General features: G+C 57.5%; 14 protein-coding genes. 5 read left to right on the plus strand and 9 right to left on the minus strand.

Features of this window, described 5'->3' with window-relative positions:
• From AAC035_RS12225 to merR, 5 genes are all read right to left on the minus strand, one after another.
• Window positions 1-326 (minus strand): SCO family protein (locus AAC035_RS12225; protein ID WP_339804530.1); only part of this gene is annotated, 326 nt, incomplete at its 3' end.
• Window positions 327-375: 49 nt separating this feature from the next.
• On the minus strand, window positions 376-966 hold the full coding sequence (locus AAC035_RS12230; protein WP_094625685.1) for a protein-disulfide reductase DsbD domain-containing protein: 591 nt from the start codon (window positions 964-966) through the stop codon (window positions 376-378).
• A 16-nt stretch (window positions 967-982) separates the two neighbouring features.
• Window positions 983-2122, minus strand: a complete 1140-nt coding sequence (locus AAC035_RS12235; protein WP_339804535.1) for a cytochrome c biogenesis protein CcdA — start codon at window positions 2120-2122, stop codon at window positions 983-985.
• A gap of 51 nt (window positions 2123-2173) precedes the next feature.
• Entirely contained in the window at window positions 2174-2992 is an 819-nt protein-coding gene (dsbG, locus tag AAC035_RS12240; protein ID WP_339804538.1) for a thiol:disulfide interchange protein DsbG, read from the minus strand.
• A gap of 693 nt (window positions 2993-3685) precedes the next feature.
• The gene (gene merR, locus AAC035_RS12245) at window positions 3686-4126 is read right to left on the minus strand and encodes an Hg(II)-responsive transcriptional regulator (RefSeq protein WP_339804540.1); all 441 of its coding nucleotides are present in this window, start codon (window positions 4124-4126) and stop codon (window positions 3686-3688) included.
• A gap of 73 nt (window positions 4127-4199) precedes the next feature.
• Here merR and merT point away from each other — a divergent pair, with 73 nt between their 5' ends.
• From merT to merA, 3 genes are all read left to right on the plus strand, one after another.
• Window positions 4200-4550, plus strand: a complete 351-nt coding sequence (merT, locus tag AAC035_RS12250) for a mercuric ion transporter MerT (protein ID WP_011784885.1) — start codon at window positions 4200-4202, stop codon at window positions 4548-4550.
• Window positions 4551-4564: 14 nt separating this feature from the next.
• Entirely contained in the window at window positions 4565-4861 is a 297-nt protein-coding gene (gene merP / locus AAC035_RS12255; protein WP_339804543.1) for a mercury resistance system periplasmic binding protein MerP, read from the plus strand.
• A gap of 86 nt (window positions 4862-4947) precedes the next feature.
• A complete protein-coding gene (gene merA / locus AAC035_RS12260) occupies window positions 4948-6354 on the plus strand; it encodes a mercury(II) reductase (RefSeq protein WP_339804546.1) in 1407 nt (468 codons plus the stop codon).
• A 33-nt stretch (window positions 6355-6387) separates the two neighbouring features.
• Here the strand turns inward: merA and AAC035_RS12265 are convergent, their stop codons facing one another.
• The 4 genes from AAC035_RS12265 to AAC035_RS12280 form a co-directional block, all read right to left on the minus strand.
• The gene (locus tag AAC035_RS12265) at window positions 6388-7137 is read right to left on the minus strand and encodes a TVP38/TMEM64 family protein (protein ID WP_091704929.1); all 750 of its coding nucleotides are present in this window, start codon (window positions 7135-7137) and stop codon (window positions 6388-6390) included.
• Window positions 7115-7300 carry a hypothetical protein gene (locus tag AAC035_RS12270; RefSeq protein WP_041334534.1) on the minus strand — a complete coding sequence of 62 codons (186 nt, stop codon included), beginning with the start codon at window positions 7298-7300 and terminating at the stop codon, window positions 7115-7117. The genes AAC035_RS12265 and AAC035_RS12270 overlap by 23 nt, the downstream gene beginning before the upstream one ends.
• Window positions 7301-7331: 31 nt before the next feature.
• Complete coding sequence (locus AAC035_RS12275) at window positions 7332-9818, minus strand: heavy metal translocating P-type ATPase (RefSeq protein WP_339804554.1); 2487 nt, start codon at window positions 9816-9818, stop codon at window positions 7332-7334.
• 70 nt (window positions 9819-9888) lie between these two features.
• A complete protein-coding gene (locus AAC035_RS12280; RefSeq protein ID WP_248236283.1) occupies window positions 9889-10290 on the minus strand; it encodes a MerR family transcriptional regulator in 402 nt (133 codons plus the stop codon).
• A gap of 169 nt (window positions 10291-10459) precedes the next feature.
• On the opposite strand from AAC035_RS12280, the gene AAC035_RS12285 reads away from it, so the two are divergent.
• Together AAC035_RS12285 and AAC035_RS12290 are read left to right on the plus strand one after the other, a co-directional pair.
• Complete coding sequence (locus AAC035_RS12285) at window positions 10460-10681, plus strand: hypothetical protein (protein ID WP_339804563.1); 222 nt, start codon at window positions 10460-10462, stop codon at window positions 10679-10681.
• Window positions 10681-11273 (plus strand): multicopper oxidase domain-containing protein (locus AAC035_RS12290; RefSeq protein WP_339804565.1); only part of this gene is annotated, 593 nt, incomplete at its 3' end. The genes AAC035_RS12285 and AAC035_RS12290, both read left to right, overlap by 1 nt.

Genomic DNA, 11273 nt, shown 5'->3' on the forward strand with positions numbered 1-11273 from the left:
GTGGCAATGGTGATGAACACCACCTCTTCACTCAGCCCTTCTTCTTCAACCCCGGTTTGCAACTGCCGGATCAGGTTCATATGCAAAGGGCAGGCCTCGGTACAGCGCGTGTAGAGAAAGTTAAGCACAACGGTTTTGCCGTTTAAGTCGGCAAGGGCAAGGGTATTGCCATCAACGCCTGTAAGATCAAATTCAGGGGCCGGCTGATCCACAAACTGGGCATACCGCTCTTTCTCGTTCAACGAGGCCTCCACATCTTCCATGGAATGGGCCATGGCATTGGTGCTGACCTGGGCAACCATGGCAATCAGCAATTCTGAATACACTGTTCACAGTCATTCTCCATTTGAGTTGTTTTCCGAAGGGAGTCCCGGTTTATTGTGGCTTGATATCGTCCAGATTCAGCGCAACGGGCAGGTCAGCTGGTGCCAGGCAAACGCCCTCGTCACTGCAGGCCTGTACCCGTACCGTCATGTCTAGCTTGCCTGCCTCTTTCAGCGCGGCGGTCTGTTTTTCGTCTGGCAGCAGCCGGATACTCGCACCGTCGTCGTACACCTCCAGGGCGGTGTCACCCAGTGTGATGTCACTGACCCTGCCGCGGGGGTACTGGGTCGGGATGTCAAGCGACTGACCGTTGACCGAAGAACTGGCGACGGTGGGAATCAGGAACTCCATGGAGGCCGGGTTGGCGTTCACGTGCCAGCCCGATTCAATGTCCAGTGTCAGAATAATTTCACCGGTCTCCCCTATCAGGGCTTTGCCGCCTTCCGCAAGATTGAGGCGGACCTTATCGGAAGAATCTGCCAACCCCGTGCGGGCAACTGGTGCCTGGGGGTCGGAATTGGCTCGTTCGGTCTGGGCCGAGCCAGGAGCGTTTCCGGAATTGGTACCGATCAACGTGAACGCCGCGATCGCGATCAGAAAAACCGCTACGCCGGTCAGCAATACTTTGGTTCGGGTTGTCATGGTTCATCTCCAGTAGCTAGCGTTGTGAGTTCTCGGTGCGGTTGATCGCCTCGACCAGGCTGTCGGTATCAAATAGCCCAGTGAAACGGGCGACAACGGTGCCGTCAGCGTCAAAAATCGCCGCAAAAGGTAAAGCCTGCCCTCCCGTTGCGGTTAACAATGCGTCTTTTTCGGGATCGCTTGCTGTCACATCAACCTGAATCGGCACCATGCCGGCCCGCGCTACGGCTTCAGCCACAGCGGGCTCTTTATACACGGTGCGCTCCAGGACCTTGCAGTTGATGCACCAATCGGCAGTGAACTCCAGCAAATACGGTGTGTCCCGGGCTTTTGTGTCCGCCAGGAGTTCTGCGGAGTAGGGCTGCCAGACAAGTTCGTCTTCGCCGCTGCCCAACGGAGATGCGAATACCACTGTCACCGCAAGGGCAAGGCCTGTCGCCGTTGCAGTGATCACGCGAACGGCACCGCTCCCCTGAACGAAACGACGGAGACCCCAGACCAGCACCAGCGCCAGCCAGGCCCACCACAGCCAGGGGTATACCGCTTTGGGCACCAGGCTCGCGCTGAAAAAGACGGCGGCGGCCAGCAATATCAGCGCGAGCACTTCACGAATGGCCAGGGTCCAGGGGCCCGCCTTGGGCAACCGGCTCAGCCACTCGGGCCTGAGCATCAGTACCGCGTAGGGCAACGACAGCCCCAGCCCGATACTGCCGAATATCCCCATGATGACCGGTGTCGGCTGGGTAACGGCAAAGGCCAGAACGCCACCGAGGAATGGTCCTGCGCAGGGCGCGGCCAGAATCGCACTCAACAGCCCGGATACATAGGCTTCAAAGTAACGCCGGCCATGCGCCGAGGCGGCGAATGTCGGGACGGGGATGGGCAGATCGAGCCAGGTAATCACCGCAAACCCGACCATTAACGCAACCAGGACGGCCACGAATAGCGTTGACTGGAACAACGTGCCCCAGTTCCACTGCAGCAGTGCGGTCAGGCCGCCCAGCGTCAGGAAAAAGGTGAGTGTTCCGGCCGTGAATGCCAACGCGGCCAGCACCCGATGGGACCTCTGGCCGCCCGCCTCCCGCAGGATGGTCCGGACCTTGATGGGAATCGCGGGCAGAACACAGGGCGTCAGGTTGAGCAGTAGACCTGCCATAACCGCCATCAGGATGCTGGGAGTCACTGAGTAATGAGGGCAGCTGATCCATTACTCAGTGACTCCCAGCATCCTGCCGAGCGCTTCCTGGCTGGGCACACCAGTCTGGCCCCGCCATTGTCCGCTCGTGTCCTTGAACAGCAGCCCTGGCGTCCCGCTGAAACCCGCCTCGGCCATCCACTGACCGTGTTGTTCGAGGGCCTGTTGAAGGTCGGCCGGGATCGGAGTGAGTTCAGAAATGCCGCGGCCGTCACCGCTTTTTCCGAAGTTTTCCTCAAACACCTGGAGCGCCGCGGCTCGATCCTCTGCGTTCATGATTGCTGCAGAAAGCCCCAGGCTGGACGGTTTGAGAAACCCGACCATGACCCAGTGCAACCTGACTTTCCCCTCCGCAACCCAATCCCTGGTTTGCTGCCAGAATTTGTGGCAAAAAATGCAGTTGGGATCCGCGAAGATATAGACCTCAGGGGCATCTTTACCGCCCTCGATCACCAGATGGGGGTCCCGGGAGCGCTGCTCGGCAACCGACGAATACGTCGGCTTCGGTATATAACGAGCGGAATATTCGCTGGTCAGATCGTTGCCATCACTCTCCAGAAGTGCGCCGGAAAAAGTGAGGTCACCGAGACCATAGAGGATTCCGGTTTTCCCGTCGCCGGTCTTTACAACATAGCCGGTCACGCCCTCGGCTGGCGTGGAGAAGCGTTCAGTCACCGTAAAACCGATTCTCTCCTGCAGTGCCTTGATTCCCGGGTCCATTGGTGGTGACGCCGAGGCCAAGGCAGCGAATAAACTCAAAAAAAGTGCCATCGAAAGCTTATGGCAGAGCACGGTCATGCCGCGCACCGGGTATTCCAGATAGAATGACATCACAGATACGTTCCCGTTTTCATGTATTCATCAGTCGATAAAATCACCAGCAAAGCTGCCTACGTGGTGGTCTACCGCGCAAGGCCAAACGACAGGCACTCGAAGCGAAAGCCTCTGGTAATCAAAGGTTCAGGAGACTGTTGATTACTTGGGAGGAAAAGGGTCTGGGCCAGAAAGTACACGGCCGGAATGAGAAGAATAGCCTTTCGGGCAGGGGGAAGATAACAGCACTACCGAGTCTCTAATTGCAGATTTCCCGACATGGGACGTTGAACACGGGCTACTGCAGCTGCCCTCGGCATTGAGCCCGGCGCAGTCATGCATCACCTGGGTGTCTGGCAACATGACACAAGCCTCGGCCATGGGTTCCGCTTCAAAAGAGGTCGCGGCAACTCCCTGTGCAACGGGGAGAAGAGCCACGAGCAGTAGTACTGCCAGTCCCATAAGCCGTGTGGTCATCGCACTGATATCCTGATTACAGAACAGCTAAAACATCTTCCGCGTGGGAAGATAGTCGCCCACTTTAACCTACATTGGCGGAAGTGCAAACAGACACGCTCCATCACCGTATCCGCCAATTCGGCTACCAGAGTAAGATGTTGGCGGCGCACATAAGTTCCTCAGAAGCTTGGGTGTGGGGACTATCCGGGGATAAAACATCCGCTCTCCCTCGAGCCCTCAGTCGAGTGAAAATCATGTTCTTTCACGTTGATCGCTCCCCCCCACTGCCCCCTCATGCAATGATGCAATCAATGGGCAGGTAATATTGTACGGATGGGCATGGCACTGCTCAACCATCTCGCCCAGTACCTTCTCGATTCTCCCCAGTTGGTCGATTTTCTCACGCACGTCCCGCAACTTGTGCTCGGCCAGAGCGCTGGCCTCCTGGCAGTGAGCGCCATCTTCAAGTTGTAGCAGGTCACTGATTTCGACAAGACTGAAGCCCAGCTGCTGAGCCGTTTTCACGAACATTAACCGCTCGATATCAGCTGGACCATAGCGCCTAATACCACCTGGAGGACGTTCCGGCTCCGGTACTAGACGTCGCCGCTGGTAATAGCGGATTGTCTCGACATGGACGTTGGCAGCCTTAGCCAGGCCACCGATGGTCAATGAATTCGCTTTATCCGGCATACCCCTTGACTCCGTAGCTGACTACGGAAGTAATCTTATCTCATCGAATGAAACCATGAAAGGTGTCAGCGTTATGCCGAATTCCAAATCGGGGCGTGTCCCCTTGGCTGCGGGCGGTATTGCGGGCCTTTTGGCTTCGGCCTGCTGTCTCGGACCGCTGGTACTTGTCGCGCTGGGTGTCTCCGGTGCCTGGATGGGCAACCTCACGGCTCTTGAACCTTACCGCCCGATTTTCATCGGCGTTGCATTGGTGGCCATGTTCTTCGCCTGGCGTCGAATCTTCCGGCCAGTGGAACAGTGTCAACCCGGTGAAGTGTGTGCCGTACCACGGGTGCGAACGACTTATAAGGTGATCTTTTGGGCAGTAACGGCACTGATACTGGTCGCCCTGTTGTTTCCCTATGCCCTTCCTCTGTTTTATTGAAAGGAGATTGTCCCATGAAAATGCGCTTTGCCATGACGTTGCTTTTCGCCCTGCTCAGCATGCCCTCGTGGGCCGCCATGCAGACAGTGACGCTTTCAGTTCCGGGGATGACCTGTTCCGCATGCCCCATTACCATCAAGCTGGCCTTGAACAAGGTGGACGGTGTTTCACAAGTCGACGTGAGCTATCCGGATCGAGAAGCCGTGGTTACCTTTGACGACACACGAACATCGGTGGAAGCCTTAACCCAGGCAACGGGCGATGTCGGCTATCCCTCCACCCTGAAATCCCTGGAAACGGACAGTAAGTGAGTTGTGATAAAGGACTCCAAGCGCCCTCTGTTACACGCGACTCGGCGCCTGCCGTGACAATGCCCCAGTAATACAAGGAACTCGGAATGAATAGTGACAATAACCTGCATATCGCTGTGATTGGTAGCGGCGGCGCAGCCATGGCGGCTGCCCTGAAGGCCGCGGAGCGCGGTGCCCGCATCACCCTGATCGAGCGCGGCATTATTGGTGGTACCTGCGTGAATACCGGCTGCGTGCCGTCGAAAATCATGAGTCGTGCCGCCCATATCGCGCATCTGCGCACGGAGAGCCCATTTGACGGGGGCGTCAGCGCCCAGATACCGAAGGTGGACCGGGCGAAACTGCTTCAGCAACAGCAGACGCGTGTCGAGGAACTGCGCGACGCCAAGTACGAAGGGATTCTGCGCGACCAGACGGCAATCACGGTCCTGAACGGTGAAGCCCGGTTTGTCGATGCCAATAACCTGGTGGTCCAGTTGAACGAGGGCGGCGAACAGAACGTCCATTTCGATCGCGCCTTTATTGGCACTGGCGCCCGTCCCGCAGAGCCGTCGATACCGGGGCTGGCTGAGACGCCTTATCTCACCTCCACCAGTGCGTTGGCATTAATTACTGTGCCTGAACGGCTGATCGTGATCGGCGCCGGTTTTGTTGCCCTGGAATTGGCCCAGGCGTTCGCCCGGCTGGATAGCAAGGTCACCGTGTTGGCCCGCAGCCGCCTGCTATCCGGTGAAGAACCCGCCATCGGTGAGGCCATAGAGGCGGCGTTCAGGCGCGAGGGCATCGAGGTGCTCAAGCAGACCCAGGCCAGCCGTGTGGACTATACCGACAATGAATTCGTTATCGAGACCAATGCCGGTACCTTACGAACTGATCAACTGCTGGTGGCGACCGGCCGGATACCCAATACCGAAAACCTGAACCTGGCGGGCATCGGTGTGGAAACCTCCCGTGGCGCGATTCAGGTAGATGGGCAACTGCAAACCACGGTCCCCGGTGTCTATGCCGCCGGTGACTGCACCGATCAGCCGCAGTTTGTCTACGTCGCCGCTGCCGGGGGCAGCCGGGCTGCGGTCAACATGACGGGAGGCGAGGCCACCCTGGATCTCAGCGCCATGCCGGGGGTGATGTTTACCGATCCTCAGGTCGCCACAGTTGGCCTGACAGAGGCCGAAGCGCTCAAGCAGGGCTACAATGTGGACACCCGTCTGCTGGATCTGGAAAACGTGCCGCGAGCGCTGGTGAATTTCAACACCCATGGCTTTATTAAGATGGTGGCCGAGCGCGATTCGGGACGCTTGCTGGGGGTGCAGGCGGTAGCCGGGGAAGCCGGTGAACTGATCCAGACGGCAGTCATTGCACTTCGGTCACGGATGACCGTGCAGGACATCGGCGATGAACTGTTTCCTTATCTGACCATGGTGGAAGGCCTCAAGCTCTGCGCGCAAACCTTCACCAAAGACGTGAAACAGCTGTCCTGCTGTGCGGGATGAGTATTTGCCAAGGCGCCTTCAACCCAACCTCTATCATGCAAGTTCGGACGCTTTCTGGTGCCTTAGGCGAGCCATGAGCAGCTTGGCAACAATCGGTAACAGGGTAATGCCACTGACCAGAATCAGAAGCACCGTCACCACCCCGGACTCAGAGGCCATGAGCAAGCCACCAAACGCAGTGATCAAATACGCTGTCGGAATAACACCGGCCAGCGTTGCGACCACGAAGCGCCAGAACGCGAGTGGTGTCAAGCCCGCTGCATAGCTGACCCCATCGAAGGAGATAAAAGGCACCAACCTTGATGTAAAAATGACAAGCATCAATGCGCCCTGAGAGCGTTCCTTGCCAAGCCAATTCAATACCGGACGTAGTCGCTTCCAGCGATGGATAACGTCGTACCCCAAGGATCGAGCAATGGCGAAAGCGATCAGTGCGCCGGCCTCAGCACCGATAACCACGATCACTGTTCCCCAAAGCGATCCATAGACTGCACCGGCAACCATGGCGATCGGGGCGCTGGGGATCGGGCTCAGGACAATGGCCGTGATCATCAGGCCAATGATACCCACCGGCCCCCAATACCCCAGTTGGTCAATCCATTCCGACAAGGCCGCCTTGTTGGTCACGGTGGTCAATGCTCCGGTCTCCAGCATGACCCAATAGATCGCAGCCAGTGCAGCCAGCAAGAGCATAACCCCGACTATTTTTGCTTTTGCGTTCGGTCTAACTCCCATGCTTGCCATGGGTACCCGATGAAATTCATGCTTCAGGGTGGTAGTCATAATCTCCTCTGGCGTTCTTACTCGCGCGTCCAGAATCGTCCCTGTTTTTCGAAAACAGGTACTTGCCGAGGGCTGCGACGCCAAGTACCAGGGCGACGATGAGCAAAAGGGATATCAACCCCATTCCCGCCATTCCAAACATGCATGCCTCATTTGTCATCATGTCAATCTCCTGATTCTGTGTGCCAGGCCTCTTACGAGACGCTGGCCTGTGCGGCTCCGCTTTCGCTGATATTGCTAGCCGCAGAGTCTCCGCTATTGGATTTGAACCGGCCCAGCCGGAGGGAATTGGTCACCACAAATACACTGGAAAGGCTCATAGCACCCGCAGCCAGCATGGGATTGAGCAGGTAACCGGTAAACGGGAATAGAACACCTGCGGCCACGGGGATCAGTGCCAGATTGTATCCGTAGGCCCAGACAAAATTGCCGAGGATCGTTTTGCGGGTGCGCTGGGAGAGCGCTGCGGCATCCACGATGCCTCGGAGGTCGCCGCGCATCAGAACCACGTCGCCGGCCTCAATGGCAATGTCGGTACCGGTGCCGATGGCGATACCCACATCGGCTTGCGCCAAGGCCGGTGCGTCATTGATACCGTCACCCACAAAAGCAACCCGGGCACCTTCTTTTTGCAGGCGCTTCACTTCGGCCGCTTTCTGGTCCGGCAATACCTCCGCAAGCACCCGTTCGATGCCGGCTTGCCGCGCAATCGCCTCGGCCGTGGCGCGATTGTCACCGGTGAGCATGGCTACACTCAGCCCTGAAGCCTTGAGCGCGGCAATCGCTTCCACCGAGCCGTCCTTGAGAGGATCGGCCACGGCAATCAGTGCGGCGAGGCGGCCATCGACGGCAACATACAGCGGGGATTTGGCTTTTTCAGCGAGAGACACGGCACTGTCGGCGACGCTGGCCAGGTCGATACCGAGGCGGCGCATATAACGGTCCGCGCCCACATTGACCCGGCGTCCGGCCACCTGTGCCTGAATGCCATAGCCCGGCTCCGCCTGGAATTCACTGGTCGCGGGCAACGTGAGCCCGCGATCCCTTGCGCCCTTGACGATGGCTTCCCCGATCGGATGTTCACTTTCGGTCTCCACAGCTGCAACCCAGGCCAGGACCTCATCCTCGCGGCCTTCCACCAGTATGAAATCTGTCAGCTCTGGCTGGCCCCGAGTCAGGGTGCCGGTTTTATCGAGGACGATGGTGTCCATCCGAGACAGTGTCTCCAGGGCCGCCCCTTTGCGGAACAGCACGCCCATTTCGGCGCCCTTACCGGTTCCGACCATAATGGCTGTTGGCGTCGCCAGGCCCATCGCGCAAGGACAGGCGATCAGCAGCACGCTGACCGTCGTGACGAAAGCAAAGGACAATGCCGGAGCGGGGCCGAAGATGAACCAGGTGGCGAACGTGAGGATCGCGAGCAGGATCACAATGGGTACGAAAACTCCCGCAATCCTATCGGCCAGCTCCTGAATTGGGGGTTTATCGGCCTGGGCCGATTCCACCATTCTGATGATCTGCGCCAGGACCGTGTCCGCACCCACCCGGGTAGCCCGGAACGTCAGTGAACCATTCTTGTTGATGGTCCCACCCACCAGTTCAGCATCCCTCTGCTTGGCGACCGGCACCGGTTCACCGCTGATCATCGATTCATCGACGTAGGATTGACCTTCTTCCACCACGCCATCAACAGGAACTCGTTCGCCCGGGCGCACCTGGATACGGTCGCCAGGCACCACCGATTCGATGGGTACCTCGACGGCATCCCCGTTCCGAATCACGCGGGCGGTTTTGGCCTGCAGCTGTAAGAGCTTCTTGATCGCCTCAGAGGTCCGGCCTTTGGCAATGTGCTCAAAGTAGCGCCCCAGCAAAATGAGCGTCACGATCACCGCCGCCGCCTCAAAATAGCTCTGAGCCGTGCCCGCAGGAAAGAATCCTGGAACAAATAGTGCCGCCACGGAGTAGAAATAAGCGGCACTGGTGCCGATCATGACCAGGCTGCTCATACCAGGGTTGGCATGACGCAGTTCAGCGTAGCCGGAGCGGAAGAACCGTGCCCCAGCGTAAAACATTACGGGCGTGGTCAGGAGCCATTCAACTGCCACCCAACCGCGATGGGGCAGGAGGCTGGCGTATAGAGCCTCCAGAGCAGGAATTATCTTGCCCATGGCAATCAGGACTACCGGGATAGTCAGCGCTGCAGCGAAAATCACTTTCCGTCGAAGGTCGATGCCCTCCTTGTCCTGCTCTTCCGTTTCGCTACTGGCGTCCGGCGCCTGGGGTTCATACCCCGCATCGCGGATCGCCTGATGGATTCGCGGCACTGACAGAGTATCAGACAGGAACTCCACAAACGCTTTCTGGGTGGTCAGATTGACACTGGCCTTGATCATGCCGGGCTGTTTGTTCAATGCCCGCTCAATCCGGGAAACACAGGAGCCACAGGTCATACCGATGACCGGAATTTCGGCCGACTGTACCCGCGGCTTATAACCCGCATCCCTGATTGAGTCGACCAGCATAGCTGGCGTGGCGGGCTGATCGAATTCCACGGTGGCTTTTCCGGACGCCAAATTTACTTGGGCTTCCGCAACGCCATGCTGACCCATAAGCACCTTTTCGATCCGCCCAACGCACGAAGCGCAAGACATTCCATCAACACGGATCTCTATTCGTTGCATACCCGTTTGGCTCCTCGGCACGGCTAACTCCGTGCCTTTAAATCAATTCATACGCAGGCGACTGGCAGCGTTACCCTTTTTGGGCGATCGCTTCGACAATCGGGCAGCCGTCCATTGGTCCTTCACCGGAGCATTCCTCCAGGGTTTCTGACAGGACCGCTTCAATGCGGGAAAGGCTCTGGATTTGATGCCGTATCTTTTCCAGTTGCTTCTTTGCGATGCGCTTGGCCTCAGCACGATCGCCATTGGCGTCCTGAAGCATCAGGAGTTCACGAATCTCATCAAGGGTGAAACCCCATTGCTTGGCGTGAATGATGAACTGCAGCCTGGCGATCGCATCCTCGGGGTAACGACGATAATTCGACTGTGTTCGGGCGGGCTCGGGCATGAGATTTTCCCGCTCGTAAAAGCGAATCGCATGACTGGCCACGCCGCTTTTTTCAGAGAGTTCGCCGATATTGAACGTTTTCATTCCTGCACCTCAAACCAAGTGGTCAATGACTGACCTTAACCATAACCTTAAAGTGAACTTTAATGTCAAGGAATGTTTTTCATGCGTTGTCAGATCGGGGGCGGTACACCACACTTATCCAACATGCTCTGTCCTCAATTAAGTGGGGCAAAAATAAGGAGACGCTGTGATGACGGTTTTTGAGAAGCTAATTATGTTGATGGCGGGGCTTTTCCTGCCCTTCTTTGCTCTTGCCGACGAGCCCGGTCGCATGGGAGAGGGCATGATGGGTGGCAACATGATGCAGGGCATGGGCGGTATGGGGATCTTCATGATGATTGTCATGATTCTTCTGGTTGTGCTCCTGATTCTTGCGATTCTGGCACTGATCAAATATCTGAGGAATAAGTAATGAATCGGGATAAACGTGTCCACCGGCGCACAGTCCTTCAGGCTGCGGCGGGCACTGGCTTATTTCTCGCGCTGTCGCCTGGATTTCTGCTCACTGGCTGTGACGGCGGTGTGAGAGCAACTGAATCCGTAACGCTCGGCCTTGATTCAGAGGAATACGATGTTGAACTGGCCCTTCGTGCCACGCCCGATTCGGTATCCATACTTCCAGGCACACCCAGTGAAGTCTGGCGTTATAAGGCAGAATTGCTGAAAGGGCCGAAAAACACCCTCACTGAAAACACAAACAGCTATCTGGGCCCAACAATCCGGCTGCGCCGTGGTCAGAGGGTAAAAATCCATATTCACAACGAGCTTCCGGAGGACACCACCGTACACTGGCACGGGCTTCATGTGCCGTCCGATGTCGACGGACAGCCAAGGCTACCCATTCAACCCGGTGAAACCATGACGGTTGGGTTCGACGTGTGGGACCGGGCTGGCCTGTTCTGGTACCACTCCCATGCCCATGGTGAGCGGGGCGGGCGCGTAGGATTTCAAAGTTACGCGGGGCTTGCCGGGCTCCTGATCGTTGAAGACGACGAAGAGGCGGG

It is taken from the genome of uncultured Marinobacter sp., assembly GCF_963974375.1.
In the GTDB taxonomy this organism is placed as follows: domain Bacteria; phylum Pseudomonadota; class Gammaproteobacteria; order Pseudomonadales; family Oleiphilaceae; genus Marinobacter.

Bases quoted from the DNA above. Each gene is read 5' to 3' on its own strand.
- AAC035_RS12230 (WP_094625685.1), bottom strand. From the start codon at position 966: ATGACAACCCGAACCAAAGTATTGCTGACCGGCGTAGCGGTTTTTCTG.
- AAC035_RS12235 (WP_339804535.1), bottom strand. From the start codon at position 2,122: ATGGCAGGTCTACTGCTCAACCTGACGCCCTGTGTTCTGCCCGCGATT.
- dsbG (WP_339804538.1), bottom strand. From the start codon at position 2,992: ATGTCATTCTATCTGGAATACCCGGTGCGCGGCATGACCGTGCTCTGC.
- merR (WP_339804540.1), bottom strand. From the start codon at position 4,126: ATGCCGGATAAAGCGAATTCATTGACCATCGGTGGCCTGGCTAAGGCT.
- merT (WP_011784885.1), top strand. From the start codon at position 4,200: ATGCCGAATTCCAAATCGGGGCGTGTCCCCTTGGCTGCGGGCGGTATT.
- merP (WP_339804543.1), top strand. From the start codon at position 4,565: ATGAAAATGCGCTTTGCCATGACGTTGCTTTTCGCCCTGCTCAGCATG.
- merA (WP_339804546.1), top strand. From the start codon at position 4,948: ATGAATAGTGACAATAACCTGCATATCGCTGTGATTGGTAGCGGCGGC.
- AAC035_RS12265 (WP_091704929.1), bottom strand. From the start codon at position 7,137: ATGACTACCACCCTGAAGCATGAATTTCATCGGGTACCCATGGCAAGC.
- AAC035_RS12270 (WP_041334534.1), bottom strand. From the start codon at position 7,300: ATGATGACAAATGAGGCATGCATGTTTGGAATGGCGGGAATGGGGTTG.
- AAC035_RS12275 (WP_339804554.1), bottom strand. From the start codon at position 9,818: ATGCAACGAATAGAGATCCGTGTTGATGGAATGTCTTGCGCTTCGTGC.
- AAC035_RS12280 (WP_248236283.1), bottom strand. From the start codon at position 10,290: ATGAAAACGTTCAATATCGGCGAACTCTCTGAAAAAAGCGGCGTGGCC.
- AAC035_RS12285 (WP_339804563.1), top strand. From the start codon at position 10,460: ATGACGGTTTTTGAGAAGCTAATTATGTTGATGGCGGGGCTTTTCCTG.